General features: G+C 63.6%; 17 protein-coding genes. 12 read left to right on the forward strand and 5 right to left on the reverse strand.

Annotated features, from left to right (window positions below):
- Positions 1 to 148: 148 nt before the first annotated feature.
- Positions 149 to 2,581: a penicillin-binding protein 1A gene (locus tag N7650_RS16005; RefSeq protein ID WP_009396822.1), complete on the reverse strand. Its 2,433-nt coding sequence runs from the start codon at positions 2,579 to 2,581 to the stop codon at positions 149 to 151.
- A gap of 199 nt (positions 2,582 to 2,780) precedes the next feature.
- On the opposite strand from N7650_RS16005, the gene pilM reads away from it, so the two are divergent.
- The 10 genes from pilM to hemE all read left to right on the forward strand — a co-directional run bounded on the left by pilM (position 2,781) and on the right by hemE (position 17,268).
- Positions 2,781 to 3,686 (forward strand): type IV pilus assembly protein PilM, encoded by a 906-nt coding sequence (gene pilM, locus N7650_RS16010; RefSeq protein WP_080604732.1) that lies wholly within the window; start codon positions 2,781 to 2,783, stop codon positions 3,684 to 3,686.
- 68 nt (positions 3,687 to 3,754) lie between these two features.
- Entirely contained in the window at positions 3,755 to 4,222 is a 468-nt protein-coding gene (locus tag N7650_RS16015) for a PilN domain-containing protein (protein WP_158487704.1), read from the forward strand.
- The gene (gene pilO, locus N7650_RS16020; RefSeq protein ID WP_279899066.1) at positions 4,219 to 5,085 is read left to right on the forward strand and encodes a type 4a pilus biogenesis protein PilO; all 867 of its coding nucleotides are present in this window, start codon (positions 4,219 to 4,221) and stop codon (positions 5,083 to 5,085) included. The genes N7650_RS16015 and pilO overlap by 4 nt, the downstream gene beginning before the upstream one ends.
- 39 nt (positions 5,086 to 5,124) lie before the next feature.
- Positions 5,125 to 6,375, forward strand: coding sequence for a type IV pilus secretin PilQ (gene pilQ, locus N7650_RS16025; protein WP_279899067.1), 1,251 nt, complete (start codon positions 5,125 to 5,127; stop codon positions 6,373 to 6,375).
- A 4-nt stretch (positions 6,376 to 6,379) separates the two neighbouring features.
- Positions 6,380 to 6,898 (forward strand): shikimate kinase AroK, encoded by a 519-nt coding sequence (gene aroK / locus N7650_RS16030; RefSeq protein WP_009396827.1) that lies wholly within the window; start codon positions 6,380 to 6,382, stop codon positions 6,896 to 6,898.
- A gap of 100 nt (positions 6,899 to 6,998) precedes the next feature.
- A complete protein-coding gene (gene aroB, locus N7650_RS16035; protein WP_009396828.1) occupies positions 6,999 to 8,096 on the forward strand; it encodes a 3-dehydroquinate synthase in 1,098 nt (365 codons plus the stop codon).
- Between the two features lie 16 nt (positions 8,097 to 8,112).
- On the forward strand, positions 8,113 to 9,750 hold the full coding sequence (locus N7650_RS16040; RefSeq protein ID WP_009396829.1) for an AAA family ATPase: 1,638 nt from the start codon (positions 8,113 to 8,115) through the stop codon (positions 9,748 to 9,750).
- Between the two features lie 373 nt (positions 9,751 to 10,123).
- Positions 10,124 to 14,569: a glutamate synthase large subunit gene (gene gltB, locus N7650_RS16045; protein WP_279899069.1), complete on the forward strand. Its 4,446-nt coding sequence runs from the start codon at positions 10,124 to 10,126 to the stop codon at positions 14,567 to 14,569.
- A 108-nt stretch (positions 14,570 to 14,677) separates the two neighbouring features.
- The gene (locus N7650_RS16050) at positions 14,678 to 16,096 is read left to right on the forward strand and encodes an FAD-dependent oxidoreductase (protein ID WP_009396832.1); all 1,419 of its coding nucleotides are present in this window, start codon (positions 14,678 to 14,680) and stop codon (positions 16,094 to 16,096) included.
- A gap of 107 nt (positions 16,097 to 16,203) precedes the next feature.
- The gene (gene hemE / locus N7650_RS16055) at positions 16,204 to 17,268 is read left to right on the forward strand and encodes a uroporphyrinogen decarboxylase (protein WP_064301186.1); all 1,065 of its coding nucleotides are present in this window, start codon (positions 16,204 to 16,206) and stop codon (positions 17,266 to 17,268) included.
- A 48-nt stretch (positions 17,269 to 17,316) separates the two neighbouring features.
- On the opposite strand, the gene N7650_RS16060 is transcribed toward hemE, so the two are convergent.
- Positions 17,317 to 18,126, reverse strand: a complete 810-nt coding sequence (locus N7650_RS16060; protein ID WP_279899070.1) for a hypothetical protein — start codon at positions 18,124 to 18,126, stop codon at positions 17,317 to 17,319.
- Between the two features lie 139 nt (positions 18,127 to 18,265).
- On the opposite strand from N7650_RS16060, the gene N7650_RS16065 reads away from it, so the two are divergent.
- Positions 18,266 to 18,619, forward strand: coding sequence for a NirD/YgiW/YdeI family stress tolerance protein (locus tag N7650_RS16065; protein WP_009396835.1), 354 nt, complete (start codon positions 18,266 to 18,268; stop codon positions 18,617 to 18,619).
- 118 nt (positions 18,620 to 18,737) lie between these two features.
- Here N7650_RS16065 and N7650_RS16070 read toward each other — a convergent pair whose 3' ends face one another.
- Complete coding sequence (locus N7650_RS16070) at positions 18,738 to 20,003, reverse strand: MFS transporter (protein WP_279899071.1); 1,266 nt, start codon at positions 20,001 to 20,003, stop codon at positions 18,738 to 18,740.
- A gap of 119 nt (positions 20,004 to 20,122) precedes the next feature.
- On the opposite strand from N7650_RS16070, the gene N7650_RS16075 reads away from it, so the two are divergent.
- The gene (locus N7650_RS16075; protein ID WP_279899072.1) at positions 20,123 to 21,010 is read left to right on the forward strand and encodes a LysR family transcriptional regulator; all 888 of its coding nucleotides are present in this window, start codon (positions 20,123 to 20,125) and stop codon (positions 21,008 to 21,010) included.
- 6 nt (positions 21,011 to 21,016) lie between these two features.
- Here the strand turns inward: N7650_RS16075 and N7650_RS16080 are convergent, their stop codons facing one another.
- Both N7650_RS16080 and N7650_RS16085 read right to left on the reverse strand, forming a co-directional pair.
- Entirely contained in the window at positions 21,017 to 21,463 is a 447-nt protein-coding gene (locus N7650_RS16080; protein ID WP_075802137.1) for an excinuclease, read from the reverse strand.
- A 15-nt stretch (positions 21,464 to 21,478) separates the two neighbouring features.
- Entirely contained in the window at positions 21,479 to 21,919 is a 441-nt protein-coding gene (locus N7650_RS16085; protein WP_037059408.1) for a hypothetical protein, read from the reverse strand.
- Positions 21,920 to 21,922 lie beyond the last annotated feature (3 nt).

Here is a 21,922-nt window from a genome sequence, read left to right on the forward strand (position 1 = left end):
GCGCCCATGTTTGCTGCGCGACAGCGCGGCGCCGGGGCGGCGGGCGGACTCCCACAGGGTTAGCGGTGCATGCGGTCCCTGTGGGAGCTGGCTTGTCGGACCGCCGCACCGCAGCGATGAGGCCAGCAAAGCCAATACAGACTCAGGATCAGAACAGATCCATCGGCGCCGCCTCGTCCGCCGGCAGCGGGCTGCCCGGTGCGGTGCCGTTGCCCATTTCGTTCACCGAGGGTGGCGTATCCTCGGCCTTGAACAGCTCGAAGTAGGCGTTCGGCGTGCTCGGCGTCGCCGCCCGGCCGCTGACCGGGTCGATGCGCAGGCTGAGGATGCCTTCGGGCTCCGGCAATTGATGCTCCGGCATACCCTTCAGCGCCGGCCCCATGAAGTTCATCCAGATCGGCAACGCCACGGTGCCGCCATATTCACGACGACCCAGGGTCTCCGGTTGGTCGAAGCCGGTCCATACCGTGGTCACGTAGTCGGCGTTGTAGCCGGAGAACCAGGCATCCTTGGATTCGTTGGTGGTGCCGGTCTTGCCGGCCAGGTCGTTGCGGCCGAGGGCCAAGGCGCGGCGGCCGGTGCCGCGCTTGATCACGTCTTCCAGCATGCTGGTGAGGATGTAGCTGGTCCGGCCGTCGATGATCCGCTCGGCGAGCACCGGAGCCTGCGGCTGCGTCGCAGGGGCCTGCTGGCTGTCGGTGATGATCGGCTGTGCCTGTGGCGCAGCGATACCGTCCTGGTCGTCGTGGCCGGCGGGGGTGCGCGCCGGATTGGCGGTAAACAGCGTCTCGCCGTTGCGGCTTTCGATGCGCTCGATCAGGTACGGATTGATCTTGTAGCCGCCGTTGGCAAAGGCGCTCCAGCCGGTGGCGATCTCCATCGGTGTCAGGGTTGCGGTGCCCAGCGCCAGAGACAGGTTGCGTGGCAGGTCCTGCTTGTTGAAGCCGAATTTCGCGATGTAGTCGATGGTACTGTCCACGCCCATGCTCTGCAGCAGGCGGATCGACACCAGGTTGCGCGACTTGTACAACGCCTCGCGCATGCGGATCGGGCCGAGGAAGGTATTGGTGTCGTTCTTCGGTCGCCAGACCTTGTCCAGATACTCGTCGACGAACACGATCGGTGCATCGTTGACCAGGCTGGCGGCGGTGTAGCCGTTATCCAGGGCGGCGCTGTAGACGAACGGCTTGAAGCTCGAGCCTGGCTGGCGCTTGGCCTGGGTGGCACGGTTGTAGTTGCTCTGCTCGAAGGAGAAACCGCCGACCAGGGCGCGGATCGCGCCGGTGTTCGGGTCGAGGGTTACCAGCGCGCTCTGTGCGCCCGGTACCTGGCTGAAGGCCAGGCTGCCATCATCCTTGCGCCGGACGCGGATCAGGTCGCCGACCTGGGCCACGTCGCTGGCTTGCTGCGGTGCGCGACCCTGGCTGTTGGTATTGAGGAACGGACGGGCCCACTTCATGGTGTCCCAGGCCACGCTGGCCTCGTCGCCGTTGCGGGTCAGCACGCGCAGGCCGCTCTTGTCGACCTGGGTAACGATGGCCGGCTCCAGACCGCCCATCGGGCGCTGCTTGGCCAGCTCCAGCAGCCAGGCGGCGCGGGTCTTGCCCGGCAGGCGCGATTCGGGGCCGCGATAACCGTGACGCTGGTCGTAGTCGGTCAGGCCGTCGAGCACCGCCTTGTTGGCGATTTCCTGCAGGTTGCTCGGAACCGTCGTAGTAACGCGGAAGCCTTCGGTGTAGGCGTCGCTGCCGTAGCGCCCGACCATCTCGGCGCGGGCCATTTCGGCGATGTACGGTGCGTTCACTTCCGGCGTCGGCACGTGGTAGCTGGCGTTCAGTGGCTCGGCGAGTGCGGCCTGGTAGCTTGCCTCGTCGATCTTGCCCAGCTTGTACATGCGCCCGAGGATCCAGTCGCGACGCTCCTTGGCCCGCGCCGGGTTGGCCAGCGGGTTGAAGCGCGACGGCGCCTTGGGCAGGCCGGCGATCATGGCCATCTGCGCCAGGCTGATATCGCGGATCGACTTGCCGTAGTACACCTGCGCCGCGGCCTCGATGCCGTAGGCGCGGTTACCCAGGTAGATCTTGTTGACGTACAGCTCGAGGATCTCGTCCTTGGTCAGTTCGCGTTCGATCTGCAAGGCGAGGAGGATCTCGTTGGTCTTGCGCGAGAAGCTGCGTTCGCTGGTCAGGAAGAAGTTCTTCGCCACCTGCATGGTGATGGTGCTGCCGCCGGTCTGGATATGCCCGGACTTGAGCAGTTGCGTGGCGGCACGCATCAGGCTGCTGGGGTCGACACCATAGTGATTGAGGAAATTGTCGTCCTCGGCTGACAGCAATGCCTGAATGAAGTGTGGGGGAATATCCGCAAAACGGATTGGAGACCGCCGCATTTCGCCGAACTCGGCGATCAGCTTGCCGTCACTGCTGTACACCCTCAGCGGTATCTGCAACTGGATGCTTCGCAGTGCCTCGACCGACGGCAGGCTGGGACTAAGATACAGAAACGCGCCGCTCAGACCGAGGACGGCTGCGCAAATGACTGCGACGAAAGACCACCAGAAGAACTTCAGCAGGCGTATCAAGGCGTTGGGGTGTCCAGTTGGGGTTTTGGATTGAGCGCAGGGCCCGGCGGGCCGGAAAACGCTGCGCATTATAAGCAATTTTCACTTCCACGCGGGATTTGCACCGGGTGTCAAGGTGGGGCTGTCGCCTCCCTCGCCAGGACGGCGACTTGCTGCCTTTTTTCAGGACGAAGCTTCAACCACGAACGGGGAAAACAGGATGTTTGGACGCACAGGGCGGGATGCCGGTTCACTGCTGGGAGTAGAAATTGCCTCCGGTACGGTCAGGTTGCTGCAACTGGAGCGGCGTCCGTCAGGGCTGGCCTTGCGGGGGTGGGCGATCGAACCCTTGCCACCGGGCGCACTGGCCGATGGGCGGGTGGTGGCCCATGAGGCGGTTGCCGATGCGCTTGCGCGGGCACGGGCGCGCAGCGGTGCGAGCACTCGTGAAGCTGCACTGGCGGTGCCCTCTGCGGCGGTCATCCAGCATGCGGTGGCGATGCCGCCAGGGCTGGACGACGATGAAATCGACGAGCGGTTACGCGACGAGGCCGAGCAGTTCATTCCATTTGCGGTGGAGGAGGCGGCGCTGGACTATCGGGTTGTTCCCGGCACGCCGGGCATGCTCAACGTAGCGTTCACGGCCTGTCGCCAGGAGTGGCTGGATAGCCTGCAGCGGGTAATGGGGCTGGCAGGGTTGCAGGCGCGAATCGTCGATATCGACAGCCACGCCTGGCAGCGGGTACTGGCTCGACAGGCCTTGGCGTCGTCCGCGGTGGTGCTGCTGGAGCCGGAGGCCTGGGGGTTCCATGGTTTCGGCGCGGATGGCGGGCTGGCGTTCAGCGAGCGCCAGATGCCCCTGGAGCCGCGGCTCGACATGCTGGTGGAATTCGTCGATCAGTGCCTGTTGCGAGAACCCGGTGCCATGCCGGATCGGCTGTGGCTGGCCGGTGCCCATGCGGATCGCGACGGGCTCGGCGGGCAGTTGCAGCGACGCCTGGGCATTGCCGCGCGGGTTTTCGATCCCTTGGCAGGGCTGTTGCTGCCAGGGAACGACGACGGATTGCAGGAGGCCGCGCCCTTGCTTGGCGTTGCCACCGGCCTGGCCTTGAGGGGCTGCAACTGATGGCCGGGGTCAACCTCCTGCCGTGGCGCGAATGGCGGCGCCGGCAAGCGATCCGGCGATGGCAAGGGATGTTGTTCGGTAGCCTGGTGGCGGGCGCATTGCTATCAGTAGTGGGCGTCGCAGTGCTGGACCAGCGTCTGGAGCGTCAGGCAGGGGCCAATGCGCGGCTGGATGAACGCATCGCCGGGCTTGCCGAAAAGCTGGAGCAGGTCACGCTGCTGGGAGAGCGGATCGATGCCTTGCAGGCGCAATCGGACGAATTGCAGGGGCTGCAGCAGCGACAGGGCAGTGGCGGCGACCTGCTTTTTCACCTCATGCATATCGTTCCGGCGGGAGCCAGGCTGAGCGAACTGCATATGGCCGACGGTGAGCTGGGTCTCTCCGGCCTGGCGCGCAGTGGTGCCGAAGTAGCGCAGTTGCTGCGCAACCTGCGCCAGTCGCCGGGCCTGGGGGCGCCGGATCTACAGGAACTGGCGTCTTCGCCGGCGGGTGAGCGCTTCCGTGTGTCGGTAAGCCTCCAGCGGCCGGCGCCATGAATCTCGCGCTGATCGACGACCTGCTGGACTGGCGCCTGCTGCTGCGCTGGCCGTGGTGGGCGAAGGGCGCGCTGCTGGCTGCATGCCTGTCGCTGCCGCCGGGGCTGGTCCTTGGTTTCCACGGTCGCGGAGTGCTCGATTCCATCGCCCGGGCGCAGGAGCGGCACGACCAGCTGCAGCAGCAATGGCAGACGCGTTCGGCAAAGGTGGATACCCATGCGGAACAACAGGCGCAGCTTGCACGACTGGAAGACGACCTGCGGCGCAGGCAGCGCGAGCTGTTCGACGAAGATGGCCTGGCGAGCCTGTTGCAGAGCCTTGGCCAATTGGGCGCAGGGTTGTCTTTCGAGCAGGTCTCGGCGCTGGAGCCCGAGCAGCAGCCGAACCATGTCGAACTGCCGCTGCTGGTGCGTGTGTCCGGGGATTACCGGGCCCTGAAGCGCTTTCTCGCCGGGTTGGGCGGGCTGGGTCAACTGGTGACCTTGCACGAGTTGCAACTGACGGCGGCAGATGAGGTTTCTCCCGGTTTACTGCGTCTTGCCCTGCGGCTCCAGGCCTACCGCGCCCTCCAGGCAAGTGCGACGTTGCCGTCGGTGGCACTGGCCGCCCGGCCGCCACACGACCCGTTCGAGCCCTTCGCCACCGCTACTGGCGAGCTGCCCCTGGACCAGGCCCGCATGGTGGGTTACCTGCGCGACCCGCAAGGGCCGGCGGCGCTCATCGGTGTGGGGGGCGTGGTGCACCTGCTGCGTCAAGGCGACCGTTTCGGGGCAGGCCGGATCCTGGCGGTAGAGGAGGGTCATGTGGAGATACAGGACACGGCGACAGGAATCGGGCAAATCCTCAGGCTCGTCAAAAGCTGAGACCAGGCCTTATGGATGAATGGATACGTAGAGGTATGGATGAACAGGATGTTCAGATCATGGATGTTGTACCTGCTACTGTTGTCACCGGTGAGCGTTGCCGCACCCGGCAAGCCGTTGTCGCTGAATTTCCAGGATGTCGAGGTCCGGGCCGTATTGCAGGTACTGGCCGACTTCGTCGGGGTCAACCTGGTGGTCAGCGACGAAGTACGCGGCAATATCACTCTGCGGCTGCACGAAGTGCCTTGGGAGCAGGCGCTGGATACGGTGCTGCAGAGCAAGGGGCTGGGCCGGCGGCTGGACGGAAACGTCCTGCTGGTCGCTCCGCTCGGCGAACTAGAGAACGCGGGGCGCCCGGTCTACGGTCCGAGGGAACAGGCGTTCCTGTCGGTCAGCCATGCCCAGGCTGCGGATATTGTCACGTTGCTGCAGCCTTTGCTGGAGGCCGGTCCGGAGGAGGAACCCTGGGGGGCGATCAGCGTCGACGAGCGCACCAACAGTCTGATCACCAGCCAGCAACCGCAGCGCCTCGACACCTTGCGCCGCCTGGTCGGGCAGTTGGACGTACCGGTGCGCCAGGTGCTGATCGAGGCGCGTATCGTCGAGGCCAACGTGGATTACGAGCGAGGCCTGGGCGTGCGCTGGGGTGGTTCAAAGGGCGGTCGCCTCGCTCCGGGAATCGGCGGGGATGATTCGCCAACCTTCGTCGACATGGGTGTCGAACGCGCCACCGCAGGTATAGGATTCGGCCTGATCGGGGACAGCGGCCTCCTGGACCTGGAACTCAGCGCCATGGAAAAATCCGGCAACGGCGAGATCATCTCCCAGCCCAAGGTCCTCACCGCCGACAAGGAAACCGCACGGATCCTCAAGGGTTCGGAGGTTCCTTACCAGGAGTCGGGTGCCAACGGCACCACCTCCATCACTTTCCGCGAGGCTTCCCTTTCGCTGGAAGTCACCCCCAGGATCATGCCTGGCGGCGAAGTGAGCATGCAGGTCAAGGTAACCAAGGACGAACCGGACTACCTGAATCTTCAGGGCAGCGTGCCGCCGATTCGCAAGAACGAGGTCAATGCCCGGGTGCGCGTCGGCGACGGCCAGACCATCGTGATCGGTGGGGTTTACTCCACCAGCAAAAGTAATGTGGTGGATAAGGTGCCATTTTTCGGCGATGTGCCGTATGTTGGGCGGCTGTTTCGTCGCTCTACCGTCCAAGAAAGAAAATCCGAGCTGTTGGTCTTCCTGACTCCGCGTATCATGAATGACCAGGCGATTGCTGTGAGTCATTGATTCTGTGCGAAATTTGATACTTGTTGGGCCGATGGGTGCTGGCAAAAGCACCATCGGCCGCCTGCTTGCCAAAGAGCTGCGCCTGCCTTTCAAGGATTCCGATAAGGAAATTGAATTGCGCACGGGCGCCAATATCCCGTGGATCTTCGATAAAGAGGGTGAACCGGGCTTTCGTGATCGCGAGCAGGCCATGATCGCCGAACTCTGCGCCGCCGACGGCCTGGTCCTGGCGACCGGTGGCGGTGCGGTGATGCGCGACGCCAACCGCAAGGCGCTGCATGATGGCGGCCGGGTCATCTACCTGCATGCCTCGGTCGAACAGCAGGTGGGGCGCACTGCCCGCGACCGCAATCGCCCGTTGCTGCGCACTGCCAATCCCGAGGAAACCCTGCGCAACCTGCTGGCGTTGCGCGATCCGCTTTACCGGGAAATCGCCGACCTGGTGGTTGAAACCGACGAACGGCCACCGCGCATGGTGGTCCTGGATATTCTCGAACGCTTGCAGAAGTTGCCGCCCCGCTGACGCATGACTATCCTCGGCGACCAGTCATGCCCTGACAGGGTACTTTGTTATCACGCGGACCGGGTTTTCGGGGCCGCGTCTTCGTTCTTCGTGGGGATACATGCAGACACTTAAGGTCGACCTGGGCGAACGCAGCTACCCGATCTACATCGGTGAAGGGCTGCTGGAACAACCTGAACTGCTGGCGCCGCACATTGCCGGCCGGCAGGTCGCCATCGTTTCCAACGAGACCGTCGCGCCCCTGTACCTGGAGCGCCTCAGCCAGACCCTCGGTGCCTACAAGGTACTGCCCGTGGTGCTGCCGGACGGCGAGTCCTACAAGAACTGGGAAACACTGCAACTGATCTTCGACGCGCTGCTCGGTGCACGACATGATCGCCGCACCACGGTCATCGCCCTCGGTGGTGGTGTCATCGGCGACATGGCCGGCTTCGCGGCAGCCTGCTACCAGCGTGGCGTGGACTTCATCCAGGTGCCGACCACCCTGCTGTCCCAGGTCGACTCCTCGGTTGGCGGCAAGACCGGCATCAACCACCCGCTGGGCAAGAACATGGTCGGTGCCTTCTACCAGCCCAACGCCGTGCTGATCGATACTGCCAGCCTGCGCACCCTGCCGCCGCGGGAGCTGTCCGCAGGCCTCGCCGAAGTGATCAAGTACGGCCTGATCTGCGACGAGCCGTTCCTCGGCTGGCTGGAAGACAACGTCGAGGCCCTGCGCAACCTCGATGGCGTGGCCCTGACCGAGGCCATCCGCCGCTCCTGCGCGGCCAAGGCCGCAGTGGTAGGCGCCGACGAACGTGAATCCGGGGTGCGTGCCACCCTGAACCTCGGCCATACCTTCGGCCACGCCATCGAAACCCAGATGGGCTATGGTGTCTGGCTTCATGGCGAGGCGGTGGCGGCGGGGACGGTCATGGCCCTGGAGATGTCCATGCGCCTGGGCTGGATCAGTCAGGCGGACCGCGATCGTGGTATTCGCCTGATGCAGCGCGCCGGGTTGCCGGTCGTGCCGCCCGCGGACATGACGCCTGCGCAGTTCATGCAGCACATGTCCGTGGACAAGAAAGTACTTGATGGTCGTCTGCGCCTGGTCCTGCTGCGCAAGCTGGGCGAGGCGCTGGTCACCGACGACTACCCGCAAGAGATTCTTCAGGCCACCCTGGCGGCGGACTACCCCGCCATCGTGGCCCAGCTTTGAGGTCGATGAGAGCCAGATGACTAGTTTGCATGCCGATGAGGCCTTCCTCGGCCACTACCAGCTGAACCACGATCCCTTCGCCGCGCGCGTCCCGGGTTTCAAGTTCTTCCCCGCCCAGCGCAAGCCGGTCCTGGGCCAACTGCATCACCTGGCCCGCTACAGCCAGCTGCTGCTGGTGGTGACCGGCCCGCACGGCAGTGGCAAGACCCTGCTGCGCCAGGCGCTCGTCGCCAGCACCAACAAGCAGTCGGTGCAAAGCGTCGTGGTCTCCGCCCGCGGCGCCAGCGATGCCGCCAGTGTGCTGGCCCAGGTGGCGCAGTCGCTCAACGTGGCAACGGCCGAAGTCCCGGCGATCCTTTCCCAGGTGGTACAGCTCGGCCTGACCGGCCAGGAAGTCTACTTGCTGGTGGACGATGCGGAACAACTTGGCGAATCGGCGCTCCAAGCGTTGCTGGAATTGGCGGCGGGCACCGCCGAAGGTCGCCCCCACGTATTCCTGTTCGGTGAGCCCTCGCTGATCACCAGCCTGGATGCGCTGGAAATCGAAGACGAACGCTTCCATGTCATCGAGTTGCAGCCCTACAGCGAAGACGAAACCCGGGAGTACCTGGAGCAGCGTCTGGAAGGTGCAGGGCGTGGCATCGAGGTGTTCACTGCCGAGCAGATCGCCGATATCCAGCAAAATTCCGAAGGCTGGCCCGGGAACATCAACCAGGTTGCCCGTGACACCTTGATCGAAGCCATGATCGCCAGCCGTTCGACGGCGAAGCGACCATCAGTGGGGTTCTCTATGCCGAAGAAACATGTGCTGGCGCTGTCCGCCGTGGTAATCGTTGCCGTCGGCGCCGCCGTGCTGATGCCGAAGAAGGGCGACCAGCCGAAGACCGCCGCACCCACCGAGCAGGCGCAACTGCCGCTGGGCCAGGGCCAGCCTGGCAATGCACAATCGAACAATGGCGGTCCGGCGATCGAGTTCGCCGGTTCGTCGCAGCCGATGCCACTGCCGCTGGTGGGGCAGTCGCAGCCGGTCATGCGCGGCCCGCTGGCCGAAGCTGCCGGCATGAATGAAGGCGAGGAAGGCGGCCCGGCCGGCAATACCGCCCTGCAGCCGCCAACCGTGACCACCACCGCGCCGCCCGAAGGCGCTGTCGCCGGCCCGGCGCCGACGCCTGCCCAGCCCATCCAGCCGTCGCAGACGCTGGCGTCCGCACAGCCGGTTGCTCCGGCTCACCAGCCTGCCGCTCCGGCAGCCAGCAAACCGGTTGCACCTGCGTCGAAGCCGGCTGAAGTCGCCGTGGCCAAGCCTGCCACGCCTGCAGTCAAACCAGCGGAGAAACCGGCTGCCAAACCGGCCGCCGGCGGCGCTGGCAGTGGCTGGTACGCCTCCCAGGCGCCGGGCAACTATGTGGTGCAGATCCTCGGTACCAGTTCGGAGGCCACCGCCCAGGCATACGTCAAGGCCCAGGGTGGCGACTATCGCTACTTCAAGAAAAACCTGCAGGGCAAGCCGCTCTATGTCGTGACCTACGGCAGCTTCTCCAGTCGCGATGCGGCACTGAATGCCATCAAGTCCTTGCCAGCCAAGGTCCAGGCTGGTAAACCTTGGCCTCGCACCGTCGCAAGCGTCCAGCAAGAGCTCGCTGCGACTCGCTAGTAAACAGCCGATCCAGGTGGCAACCTACCCCCGCCACCTGAAGATCAACCTCTGAATTTCCAGACAGCCTGCTGTGCATGTGCACGGCAGGCTTTTCTGTCCCAGACTGCCGGCCACAAGCCCGTCTTGCAGTCCAGGCTGAAACGCTTCAGAGTGGAGCCAAGCCGTTACCACGGCAATCGCTTAAAAACATTCAAAAATGCGACATGGATTTTCGATGATTCGTCATCAAATTTGTGGGATTCACTGTCGCCGTGCAACAATGGCACCCGTATTGCCCCCCGCAAAGCTGGCGTTCGTTCGGCGTGGATGGTAAGTGGTTGAATTAAAAAGATTTGCCTTTGTGAGAGGCGAACCTGGTGAGAAAGTGTCTATGAAAACAGGTCTGTACCATCCCGAAGAATTCAAGGACAACTGTGGATTCGGTCTGATCGCCCATATGACGGGCGAACCCAGCCACCACCTTTTGCAAACGGCTATCGAAGCCCTGACCTGCATGACCCACCGCGGTGGGATCAACGCCGATGGCAAGACCGGTGACGGTTGCGGCCTGCTGATGCAGAAGCCCGACCAGTTCCTGCGCGCCGTCGCCCAGGAAACCTTCGGCACCGAACTGCCCAAGCAGTACGCCGTCGGCATGGTGTTCTTCAACCAGGACGCCGCCAAGGCCGAAGCCGCCCGCGAAAACATGAATCGCGAAATCCTCGCTGCCGGCCTGCAACTGGTCGGCTGGCGCCAGGTGCCGATCGACACCAGCGTTCTCGGCCGCCTGGCCCTGGAGCGCCTGCCGCAGATCGAGCAGGTGTTCATCGGCGGCGAAGGCCTGAGCGACCAGGAATTCGCCATCAAGCTGTTCAGCGCCCGTCGTCGCTCCTCGGTAGCCAACGCCGAAGACACCGACCACTACATCTGCAGCTTTTCGCACAAGACCATCATCTATAAAGGCCTGATGATGCCGGCGGACCTCGCCGCCTTCTATCCGGACCTCGGTGACGAACGCCTGCAGACCGCGATCTGCGTATTCCACCAGCGCTTCTCCACCAACACCCTGCCGAAATGGCCGCTGGCACAGCCGTTCCGCTTCCTCGCCCACAACGGCGAAATCAACACCATCACCGGTAACCGCAACTGGGCCCAGGCCCGTCGCACCAAGTTCGAGAACGAACTGATCCCGGACCTGGAAGAGCTCGGCCCGCTGGTCAACCGCGTAGGTTCCGACTCGTCCTCGATGGACAACATGCTCGAACTTATGGTCACCGGTGGCATCGACCTGTTCCGCGGCGTGCGCATGATCATTCCGCCAGCGTGGCAGAACGTCGAGACCATGGACGCCGACCTGCGCGCCTTCTACGAGTACAACTCCATGCACATGGAGCCGTGGGACGGCCCGGCGGGCGTGGTGATGACCGAAGGCCGCCACGCGGTCTGCCTGCTCGACCGCAACGGCCTGCGCCCGGCGCGCTGGGTGACCACCCGCAACGGCTACATCACCCTGGCCTCGGAAATCGGCGTGTGGAACTACAAGCCGGAAGACGTGATTGCCAAGGGCCGTGTCGGCCCTGGCCAGATCTTCGCCGTGGACACCGAGACCGGCCAGATCCTCGATACCAATGCCATCGACGATCGCCTCAAGTCGCGCCATCCGTATAAGCGCTGGCTGCGCCAGAATGCCCTGCGCATCCAGGCCGACCTCAGCGACGACCAGGGCGTGGCCAGCTACGACGCCGACCAGCTCAAGCAATACATGAAGATGTTCCAGGTCACCTTCGAGGAGCGTGACCAGGTTCTGCGTCCGCTCGGCGAGCAGGGCCAGGAAGCGGTCGGCTCGATGGGCGACGACACGCCGATGGCGATCCTCTCGCAGCGCGTGCGTTCGACCTACGACTACTTCCGCCAGCAGTTCGCCCAGGTGACCAACCCACCGATCGACCCGCTGCGCGAAGCCATCGTGATGTCGCTGGAGATCTGCCTCGGTGCCGAGCGCAACATCTTCCAGGAATCCCCTGAGCACGCCTCCCGCGTGATCCTCAGCTCGCCGGTGATTTCCCCGGCCAAGTGGCGCTCGCTGATGAACCTCGACCGCCCTGGTTTCGAGCGTCACATCATCGACCTCAACTACGAGGAAAGCCTGGGCCTGGAAGCTGCCGTACGCAGCATCGCCGACCAGGCCGAGGAAGCCGTGCGCTCGGGCAAGACCCAACTGGTGCTGACCGACCGTCACATCGCGCCGGGCAAGCTGCCGGTCCACGCTTCCCTGGCAGTCGGCGCCGTGCACCATCGCCTGACCGAAAAAGGCCTGCGCTGCGACAGCAACATCCTGGTGGAAACCGCCACCGCCCGCGACCCGCATCACTTCGCCGTGCTGATCGGTTTCGGTGCTTCCGCGGTCTATCCGTACCTGTCCTACGAAGTGCTGGCCGACCTGATCCGCACCGGCGAAGTGCTCGGTGACCTGGACGAAGTCTTCAAGTACTACCGCAAGGGCATCTCCAAGGGCCTGCTGAAGATCCTGTCGAAGATGGGCATCTCCACCATCGCTTCCTATCGTGGCGCGCAGCTCTTCGAAGCCGTCGGCCTGTCGGAAGAAGTGGTCGGCCTGAGCTTCCGTGGCGTGGCCAGCCGCCTGAAGGGCGCGCGCTTCGTCGATATCGAGAACGAGCAGAAGCTGCTCGCTGCCGAAGCCTGGAGCGCGCGCAAGCCGATCCAGCAGGGCGGCCTGCTGAAGTTCGTCCACGGTGGCGAGTACCATGCCTACAACCCTGACGTGGTCAACACCCTGCAAGCTGCCGTGCAGCAGGGCGACTACGCCAAGTTCAAGGAATACACCGCGCTGGTGGACAACCGTCCGGTGTCGATGATCCGCGACCTGCTCAAGGTCAAGACCGCCGACCAGGCCCTGGACCTCAGCGAGGTCGAGCCGCTGGAAGCCATCCTGCAGCGCTTCGACTCCGCCGGTATCTCGCTGGGCGCACTGTCGCCGGAAGCCCACGAAGCCCTGGCCGAGGCGATGAACCGCCTGGGTGCGCGCTCCAACTCCGGTGAAGGCGGCGAAGACCCGTCGCGCTACGGCACCATCCGCAGCTCGAAGATCAAGCAGGTCGCTACCGGTCGTTTCGGCGTCACTCCCGAGTACCTGGTCAACGCCGAAGTGCTGCAGATCAAGGTTGCCCAGGGCGCCAAGCCGGGCGAAGGCGGCCAGCTGCCAGGCGGCAAGGTCAACGGCCTGATCGCCAAGCTGCGCTATGCAGTGCCGGGCGTGACGCTGATCTCGCCACCGCCGCACCACGACATCTACTCGATCGAAGACCTTTCGCAGCTGATCTTCGACCTCAAGCAGGTCAACCCGCAGGCGCTGGTTTCGGTCAAGCTGGTGGCGGAAGCCGGTGTCGGTACCATTGCCGCCGGTGTCGCCAAGGCCTATGCCGACCTCATCACCATCTCCGGTTATGACGGTGGTACCGGTGCTTCGCCGCTGACCTCGATCAAGTACGCCGGCGCCCCATGGGAACTGGGCCTGGCCGAGACCCACCAGACCCTGCGCGGCAACGACCTGCGCGGCAAGGTCCGGGTACAGACCGACGGCGGCCTGAAGACCGGCCTCGATGTGATCAAGGCAGCCATCCTCGGCGCCGAGAGCTTCGGCTTTGGCACCGCGCCAATGATCGCCCTGGGCTGCAAGTACCTGCGTATCTGCCACCTGAACAACTGCGCCACCGGCGTAGCCACCCAGAACGACAAGCTGCGCAAGGATCACTACATCGGTACCGTCGATATGGTGGTGAACTTCTTCACCTACATCGCCGAAGAAACCCGTGAATGGCTGGCCAGGCTGGGCGTGCGCAGCCTCGGCGAGCTGATCGGGCGGACCGACCTGCTGGAAATGCTGCCGGGTGAAACCGAGAAGCAGAAACACCTCGACCTCAGCCCGCTGCTGGGCAGTGCCCACGTACCGGCGGACAAGCCGCAGTTCTGCGAGGTCGACCGCAACCCGCCATTCGACAAGGGCGTGCTGGCCGAGAAGATGGTGCAGATGGCGCTCCCGGCCATCCGCGACCTGAGCGGCGGCGAATTCGAACTGGATATCTGCAACTGCGACCGTTCCATCGGCGCGCGGGTCTCCGGCGAGATCGCCCGTCTGCACGGCAACCAGGGCATGGCCAAGGCGCCGATCACCTTCCGCTTCAAGGGCACCGCAGGCCAGAGCTTCGGCGTCTGGAACGCCGGCGGCCTGAACATGCACCTGGAAGGCGATGCCAACGACTACGTCGGCAAGGGCATGACCGGTGGCAAGCTGACCATCGTGCCGCCAGCCGGCAGCCCGTTCGCCACCCAGGACAGCGCCATCGTCGGTAACACCTGCCTCTACGGCGCCACCGGCGGCAAGCTGTTCGCCGCCGGTACCGCGGGCGAGCGTTTCGCGGTGCGCAACTCCGGTGCCCACGCCATCGTCGAAGGCACTGGCGATCACTGCTGCGAATACATGACCGGTGGTTTTGTCTGCGTCCTGGGCAAGACCGGCTACAACTTCGGCTCCGGCATGACGGGCGGCTTCGCCTACGTGCTGGACATGGACAACAGCTTCGTCGACAAGCTGAACCATGAACTGGTGGAAATCCAGCGGATCACCGGCGAGGCGATGGAGGCTTACCGCAGCCATCTGCACCGCGTGCTGACCGAGTACGTCGAGGAAACCGGTAGTGCATGGGGCCGCGAGCTCTGGGAAAACCTGGATGACTACGTGCGTCGCTTCTGGCTGGTCAAGCCGAAGGCGGCGAACCTGAAGAACCTGCTCTCCAGCACCCGGGCCAACCCGCAATAACGCAGTTGCAAGCGGCGACCTCGCCCAGCGCGAGGCTCGCCGGCTAAACGTGATCGTCTGGCAGCTTGCAGCTTGAAGCTAGCAACTGCGGTAAAGAGGTTTTGAAAAATGGCTGAACGTCTGAGTAATGACTTCCAGTTCATCGAAGTCGGGCGCAAGGATCCGAAGAAGAAGCTGCTGCGCCAGCGCAAGAAAGAGTTCGTGGAGATCTACGAGCCCTTCAAACCCCAGCAATCGGCCGAGCAGGCCCACCGCTGCCTGGGTTGCGGCAACCCGTATTGCGAATGGAAGTGCCCGGTCCACAACTTCATCCCCAACTGGCTGAAGCTGGTCTCCGAAGGCAACATCCTCGCGGCGGCCGAGCTCTCGCACCAGACCAACACCCTGCCGGAGGTCTGCGGCCGCGTGTGCCCGCAGGACCGCCTCTGCGAAGGCGCCTGCACCCTGAACGACGGATTCGGCGCAGTGACCATCGGTTCGGTCGAGAAGTACATCACCGACACCGCTTTCGCCATGGGCTGGCGCCCCGACATGTCCAAGGTCAAGCCGACCGGCAAGCGCGTCGCCATCATCGGTGCGGGCCCTGCCGGCCTTGGCTGTGCCGACATCCTGGTGCGTGGCGGCGTGACCCCGGTGGTGTTCGACAGGAACCCGGAAATCGGCGGCCTGCTGACCTTCGGCATCCCCGAGTTCAAGCTGGAAAAGACCGTGCTGAGCAATCGTCGCGAAGTCTTCACCGGCATGGGCATCGAGTTCCGCCTCAACACCGAGGTGGGCAAGGATGTGACCATGGAACAGTTGCTCGAAGAGTTCGATGCGGTGTTCATGGGCATGGGCACCTACACCTACATGAAGGGCGGCTTCCCTGGTGAAGACCTGCCTGGTGTGCATGACGCCCTGGACTTCCTGGTCGCCAACGTCAATCGCAACCTGGGCTTCGAGAAGTCGCCGGAAGACTTCATCGACATGAAGGGCAAGAAGGTCGTGGTCCTTGGTGGTGGCGATACCGCGATGGACTGCAACCGGACCTCGATCCGCCAGGGCGCCAAGGCCGTGACTTGCGCCTACCGCCGTGACGAGGCGAACATGCCCGGCTCGCGCAAAGAGGTGAAGAACGCCAAGGAAGAGGGCGTGAAGTTCCTCTACAACCGCCAGCCGATCGCCATCATCGGCGAAGACAAGGTCGAAGGCGTGAAGGTGGTCGAGACCCGTCTCGGCGAGCCGGACGCCCGTGGCCGTCGCAGCCCCGAGCCGATCCCGGGCTCCGAGGAGATCATCCCGGCCGATGCCGTGGTCATCGCCTTCGGTTTCCGTCCGAGCCCGGCGCCGTGGTTCGAGCAGTTCGATATCCGCACCGATAGCCAGGGTCGCGTGGTTGCTCCGGAAAAAGGCCAGTTCAAGCACCAGACCAGCAACCCGAAGATCTTCGCCGGTGGCGACATGGTCCGTGGTTCCGACCTGGTGGTGACGGCGATCTTCGAAGGCCGTAATGCGGCGGAAGGGATCCTGGATTACCTGGGCGTCTGAAAAATCTATTGACCCAAGGCATCCTGATAGACAAAAGGCACGGCTAGCACCGTGCCTTTTCTTTGTGCGTCTGAGAAAATGCCCGCACTTTTTTTCCGGATGCCGACATGACTGCCTTGAAGAATGATCGTTTCCTGCGCGCGCTGCTCAAGCAACCTGTAGACGTCACCCCGGTGTGGATGATGCGCCAGGCCGGCCGCTATCTCCCGGAGTACCGCGCCAGCCGCGCCAAGGCCGGGGATTTCATGAGCCTGTGCATGAACCCGCAATTCGCCTGCGAAGTGACCCTGCAACCGCTGGACCGCTACCCGCTGGACGCGGCGATCCTCTTCTCCGACATCCTCACCATTCCCGACGCCATGGGCCAGGGCCTGTACTTCGAAACCGGCGAAGGCCCGCGCTTCAAGAAAGTGGTCGGCAGCCTGGCTGACATCGAAGCCCTGCCGATCCCCGATCCGCAGAAAGACCTCGGCTATGTCATGGACGCGGTCAGCACCATCCGCCGCGAGCTGAATGGCCGCGTACCGCTGATCGGCTTCTCCGGCAGCCCCTGGACCCTGGCCACCTACATGGTCGAAGGCGGCTCGTCGAAAGACTTCCGCAAGACCAAGGCCATGCTCTACGACAACCCCCAGGCCATGCACCTGCTGCTGGACAAGCTGGCGCAGTCGGTCACCAGCTACCTCAACGGGCAGATCCTGGCCGGTGCGCAAGCGGTGCAGATCTTCGACACCTGGGGCGGCAACCTCTCGGCGGCGGCGTACCAGGAATTCTCCCTGGCCTACATGCGCAAGATCGTCAGCGGCCTGATCCGCGAACACGAGGGGCGCAAGGTGCCGGTGATCCTCTTCACCAAGAACGGCGGCCTGTGGCTGGAAAGCATCGCCGAGGCCGGCGCCGATGCCCTGGGCCTGGACTGGACCTGCGAGATCGGCGACGCCCGCCGCCGCGTGGGTGACAAGGTCGCGCTGCAAGGCAACATGGACCCGACCGTGCTCTACGCCAAGCCTGAAGCCATCCGCGCCGAGGTGGCGCGCATCCTCGCCAGCTATGGGCATGGCACGGGTCATGTGTTCAATCTGGGCCACGGCATCACCCCGGAAGTCGATCCGGAGCATGCAGGCGTGTTCATCAACGCGGTGCATGAGCTTTCAGCCCAGTACCACGGCTGACTTTGTGGGAGCTGGCAAGCCAGCTCCCACGGGTTTAGGCGTCGCCAGTTAGTTTGGCTGTACCCTTTGATCCTTCGGTTCGTAATAGAACACCGGCGTCCTGGTCAGGTCGATCTGCACGATGGGAATGAATTTCCCGGTCGCGGCCATGAAGCTGTCCTGCATCTGCCGAGCCCTTTCCAAGCCTTCGCCGCTGTAATACAACGCCTCCAGCGGCAGCTTGTCGGGGATGTTCTCCGGCCACGGCGCAATGACCACCTCATTCCAAAGCGTACGATGCACTGGGTGCGGAAAGTGCTGACGCACCTCAATGCTGAACTGGAACCACTGCGCCGTTGGCTCGAAGTAGCAAGCTTTGGTTCCGGTGTACTCGGCAAAGTGCGCCTGCCAGGTCGGGATATCCACCACACCGCTCAAATGACACGGCAGCGGGAACTGCTCGGTTCCGCAGCTCTCGATACGACTGTCAGTAGCGGCATTCAGCGGAAACACGCACCTTACCGTCAGCGGCTGCTCGCTCGGCTCGCCCAGCGGGGCCATGATCAACCCCGCATCGCCCGCCAACCGTTCGTTGCCAACATCCTTGCGGATATAGGAGAACGACACGCCCTTGCGCTCGACATTTTCCGGGCTGGGGTTCCAGAACGCCGGGTTGGACGTGTCACGGATGGCGCGGATGATGACGCCGTTGCAGTTGATCGCCGCGCTGCCATCGCTGCATTCCGGTCGAATATCGTCGAAGCGCTGTTGCAGGCGCAGGACAACGCTGCGCCCTGGGTCATCGGCGCTGACGGCGCAGGGGATCTGCAGGAACAGCGCAGTGAGCAGGCAGAAGTAACGCAGGGAGTTTGTGAGCATGTCGATGTCCTCGTGGAGGAGGAATCATCAAGCCATGCGCTTCGAATCAGGCACAACTGACAGAAATATCAGGTTTAAGCTTCAATTCAGCCTGCCTGGGTAATCTGATCCCATCAAAACCTGCCAAGGAATCAGAACCATGAAAACCCGTTACCTCGCCCTTATCCTCGCTCCCCTGTTCAGTACCGCTGCCCTGGCTGCCGGCACCGGCTACACCGGCCCAGGTGCGCAGAGCGTCACCAGCGTGGTCGCCGCCAACGATGCTGCGGACGACACCCCGGTGGTGCTGACCGGCTATGTGATCAAGAAGGTCAACAACGACGACAAGTACGAGTTCAAGGACAACACCGGCACCATCACCGTCGAGATCGACGACGAAGACCTGCCGCCCGTGGCGTTCAATGACAAGACAAGGGTCAAGCTGACCGGCGAGGTGGAAAAGCACCTGATGTCGCGGGAAGTGGATGTGGATATCGTCGAGATCGTTAACTGATCTGCGCCCTTAAGGTTTGCACATAACCTGTGGGAGCTGGCTTGCCAGCGATGAGGCCGGCAATGGTTGTCAGGTCGGGCCAAATCGCTGGCAAGCCAGCTCCCACAGGGTTCCGTGTCTACGCCACTTTTGGTGGCAGCTTGCTCAGGTACAAGGCAACTCCCAGCGCCACCACCAGCAAACTTCCAATAAACACCCCGATCCCGTTCCACCCCGCGTAATGCCAGGCCACCCCACCGGCTGTCCCCGCCACGCTCGACCCCGCGTAGTAACTGAACAGGTACAGCGACGACGCCTGCCCCTTGGCCTTGAATGCCCGGCGGCCGATCCAGCTGCTGGCTACCGAGTGGGCGCCGAAGAAGCCGAAGGTAAACACCAGCATGCCGACGATGATCAGCGGCAAGGCGCTGAACAGGGTCAGCAGCATGCCGCTGAACATCAGCAGGATGGTGCCCCAGAACACCCGGCGCCGACCCAGCTTGTCGGCCAGTGCACCGATTTGCGCCGAGCTGTAGATGCCCGATAGATAGACGATCGACAGCAGCCCCACCAGCGCCTGGCTCATGTTGAACGGCTCGGCCAGCAGGCGGTAACCGATGTAGTTGAACAGGGTGACGAACGCACCCATCAGCAGGAAGGCTTCGAGAAACAGCCAGGGCAGGCCGGCGTCCCGGAAGTGCAGGACGAAACCGTCGAGCAGGCTGCGCGGGTTCATCGAGCGCGAACGGAAGTTGCGCGACTCCGGCAGCACCTTCCAGAACAGCGCCGCGGCGATCAGGGCCAGGCCACCGATCACCAGCATTGCCGTATGCCAACTGACGAAGTCGATCAATACCCCGGCAATCAGTCGCCCGCTCATCCCGCCAATGGCATTGCCGCCGATGTACAGCCCCATCGCCAGGCCAATGTGCTGGGGATGAATTTCCTCGCTCAGGTAGGTCATCGCTACCGCCGCCAGGCCGCTGAGCGACAGGCCCACCAGTGAACGCATCGCCAGCACGCCTTCCCAGGTCGGCATCAGTGCACTGGCGATGGTGCTCAGGGCCGCGCAGAACAGGGCGAAGACCATCACCGACTTGCGCCCGATACGGTCGGAGATCGGCCCGGTGATCAGCAGCCCGAACGCCAGCAAGCCGGTGGACACCGACAGCACCAGGCTGCTTTGCGCCGCATTGATGGCGAAGTCGCGAGACAGCAGCGGCATCATCGGCTGTACGCAGTAGAGCAGGGCGAAGGTGGCGAAACCGCCGCAGAACAGCGCCAGCACGGTCCGCATGAAGGCCGGCGTGCCTTTCTCGATCCAGGTGTCCTTGAGGGGGGTGGCGATATCGGCCACAGGTTCGGGGGGAAGGTCGTGGGCGTGGGGCGCTACAACAGTTTTCACGGGAGCCTCGGCGGGGGCGGCCTCTGGGGCAGTTGAAAAAAAGCATATAGCTGGCTAATGATAATTTCCAATATATTGTTCGACCTGTTTAAGAGGTTCTACGACCTATTGGAGCGTCCATGGAATTGCGCCATCTGCGTTACTTCATCGCGGTCGCCGAAGAGCTGCATTTCGGCCGGGCCGCGCAGGCCCTGGGCATTTCCCAACCGCCCCTGAGCCAGCAGATCCAGGCCCTGGAACAGGAGCTTGGGGCGCGCCTGTTCGAGCGCACCAACCGACGGGTGGCACTCAGTGAAGCCGGGCGCCTGTTCCTTGAAGAAGCCCGCCAGGTCCTGGCCCAGGTGGACAAGGCCGCCGACGTTGCCCGCCGCGCACAATTAGGTGAACTGGGCGAAATGAAGATCGGCTTCACCTCCTCGGCTCCCTTCAATTCCAGCATTCCAAAGGCCATCTACAGCTTCCGTCAGCGTTTCCCGGCTGTGCACCTGAACCTCAAGGAAATGAGCAGCCGCGACGTCGCCGATGCCCTGCTGGACGAAAGCATCGAGGTCGGCCTCATGCGGCCCTTGGCGCTACCGGAATCATTGGTGGCCACCGAGCTGTTCCGTGAGCCGCTGGTGGCGGTACTCAATGCCGACCACCCGCTGGTCGAGGGTTCGGAACAGGGCCTGGAGCTCAAGGCCCTGGCCAACGAGCCCTTCGTGTTCTTCCCGCGCAGCTATGGCAGCGGCCTGCATGCCCAACTGTTGAGCCTGGCGCGGCAAGCCGGGTTCACCCCGCATTTCGCCCAGGAGGCGGCGGAGGTGATGACCATCATCGGTCTGGTCTCGGCGGGGTTGGCGGTGTCGGTGCTGCCGGCATCGTTCCAGCGCATGCGTATCGACGGGGTGGTCTATCGCACGCTGCTGGATGCCGATGCGGTCACGGCGGTGTGGCTGGTGCAGCGGCGCGAGCAGGGCTCGGCGATGGCGGGCGCCTTCGTCGAGCTGCTCACGCGCAAGGGCTGAGCGGGATCAGTCGACCTTCGACAGATCGCCTTTCAGCGCAACACCGGCAATAACGGCGCCGGCGTGGCATTCATAGGTGCTGGCGTCCTTGCGCTCGTTCTTCTTGTAGTAGCTGGCGATATTGGTGACGGCGTTGGCGCCCACCTTCCTGGCCGCGTCTTGCATGGTCAGCAGGGCCGACTGCAGGGCCCATTCGCAAGCGGCTTCATCGCTTTTGTTGAAGGCGTTGGTTTTCTTGTTGGTGGTCGCATTCGGGCTGATGACGCTGACCTTGCCGCGCGGTTGTACACCGGCCAAATAGAACTTCACCGAACCATCGAGCTTCTTCTCGGCGGTCATCTGTTGAACCACCTTCTCGAACGGCAGGAACAGTGCGGTATCCCGGGCCTGGCTGATGCCCGGCAAGGCGCACAGCAGCAGGGCGGTGGTGGCGGTCCAGGTTTTCAAGCGCATGGTGTCTTTCCTTGATTAATAAGTGGTGGAGCGTTGTTCGTTGAGGGCGCGCTGCACCATGCGATCGGACTCGATGCGTTGCAGTTCGCGCATGATGCTTTTATCGAGGTTGTAGACCCAGCGGTTGTAGTTGCGGTGGATCTTGCCGTCGTTGTAGCCGAGGTTGCGGCTGTCACGGTACTCGATGCGGAAGTTGCTCAGGCTGTAGCGGATATCCACGGCAGCGAAGAAGGTGTTGCGCACAGTGATATCGGCCTGGACCAGGCCCGGGCTGGTACTGCGTACGGTCCAGCCGCGCTCGGCCGAGGCCTTGACGATGGCCCGCTGGATTTCCTCGTCCGTATAGGCGTGGCCGACCACCAGCAGTTCCTTGGGCACCATCACCGGTTTGGACGTGCAGCCAGCGACGAAAGCCAGTACCAGGCCCAGCAGGGCCGCGCGAATCATTGAAGACATTCC

It is taken from the genome of Pseudomonas sp. GD04058 (assembly GCF_029836855.1).
Lineage (GTDB): Bacteria > Pseudomonadota > Gammaproteobacteria > Pseudomonadales > Pseudomonadaceae > Aquipseudomonas > Aquipseudomonas bharatica.

Bases quoted from the DNA above. Each gene is read 5' to 3' on its own strand.
- pilM (WP_080604732.1), top strand. From the start codon at position 2,781: ATGTTTGGACGCACAGGGCGGGATGCCGGTTCACTGCTGGGAGTAGAA.
- N7650_RS16015 (WP_158487704.1), top strand. From the start codon at position 3,755: ATGTTGTTCGGTAGCCTGGTGGCGGGCGCATTGCTATCAGTAGTGGGC.
- pilO (WP_279899066.1), top strand. From the start codon at position 4,219: ATGAATCTCGCGCTGATCGACGACCTGCTGGACTGGCGCCTGCTGCTG.
- pilQ (WP_279899067.1), top strand. From the start codon at position 5,125: ATGAACAGGATGTTCAGATCATGGATGTTGTACCTGCTACTGTTGTCA.
- aroB (WP_009396828.1), top strand. From the start codon at position 6,999: ATGCAGACACTTAAGGTCGACCTGGGCGAACGCAGCTACCCGATCTAC.
- N7650_RS16040 (WP_009396829.1), top strand. From the start codon at position 8,113: ATGACTAGTTTGCATGCCGATGAGGCCTTCCTCGGCCACTACCAGCTG.
- gltB (WP_279899069.1), top strand. From the start codon at position 10,124: ATGAAAACAGGTCTGTACCATCCCGAAGAATTCAAGGACAACTGTGGA.
- N7650_RS16050 (WP_009396832.1), top strand. From the start codon at position 14,678: ATGGCTGAACGTCTGAGTAATGACTTCCAGTTCATCGAAGTCGGGCGC.
- hemE (WP_064301186.1), top strand. From the start codon at position 16,204: ATGACTGCCTTGAAGAATGATCGTTTCCTGCGCGCGCTGCTCAAGCAA.
- N7650_RS16060 (WP_279899070.1), bottom strand. From the start codon at position 18,126: ATGCTCACAAACTCCCTGCGTTACTTCTGCCTGCTCACTGCGCTGTTC.
- N7650_RS16065 (WP_009396835.1), top strand. From the start codon at position 18,266: ATGAAAACCCGTTACCTCGCCCTTATCCTCGCTCCCCTGTTCAGTACC.
- N7650_RS16075 (WP_279899072.1), top strand. From the start codon at position 20,123: ATGGAATTGCGCCATCTGCGTTACTTCATCGCGGTCGCCGAAGAGCTG.
- N7650_RS16080 (WP_075802137.1), bottom strand. From the start codon at position 21,463: ATGCGCTTGAAAACCTGGACCGCCACCACCGCCCTGCTGCTGTGCGCC.
- N7650_RS16085 (WP_037059408.1), bottom strand. From the start codon at position 21,919: ATGTCTTCAATGATTCGCGCGGCCCTGCTGGGCCTGGTACTGGCTTTC.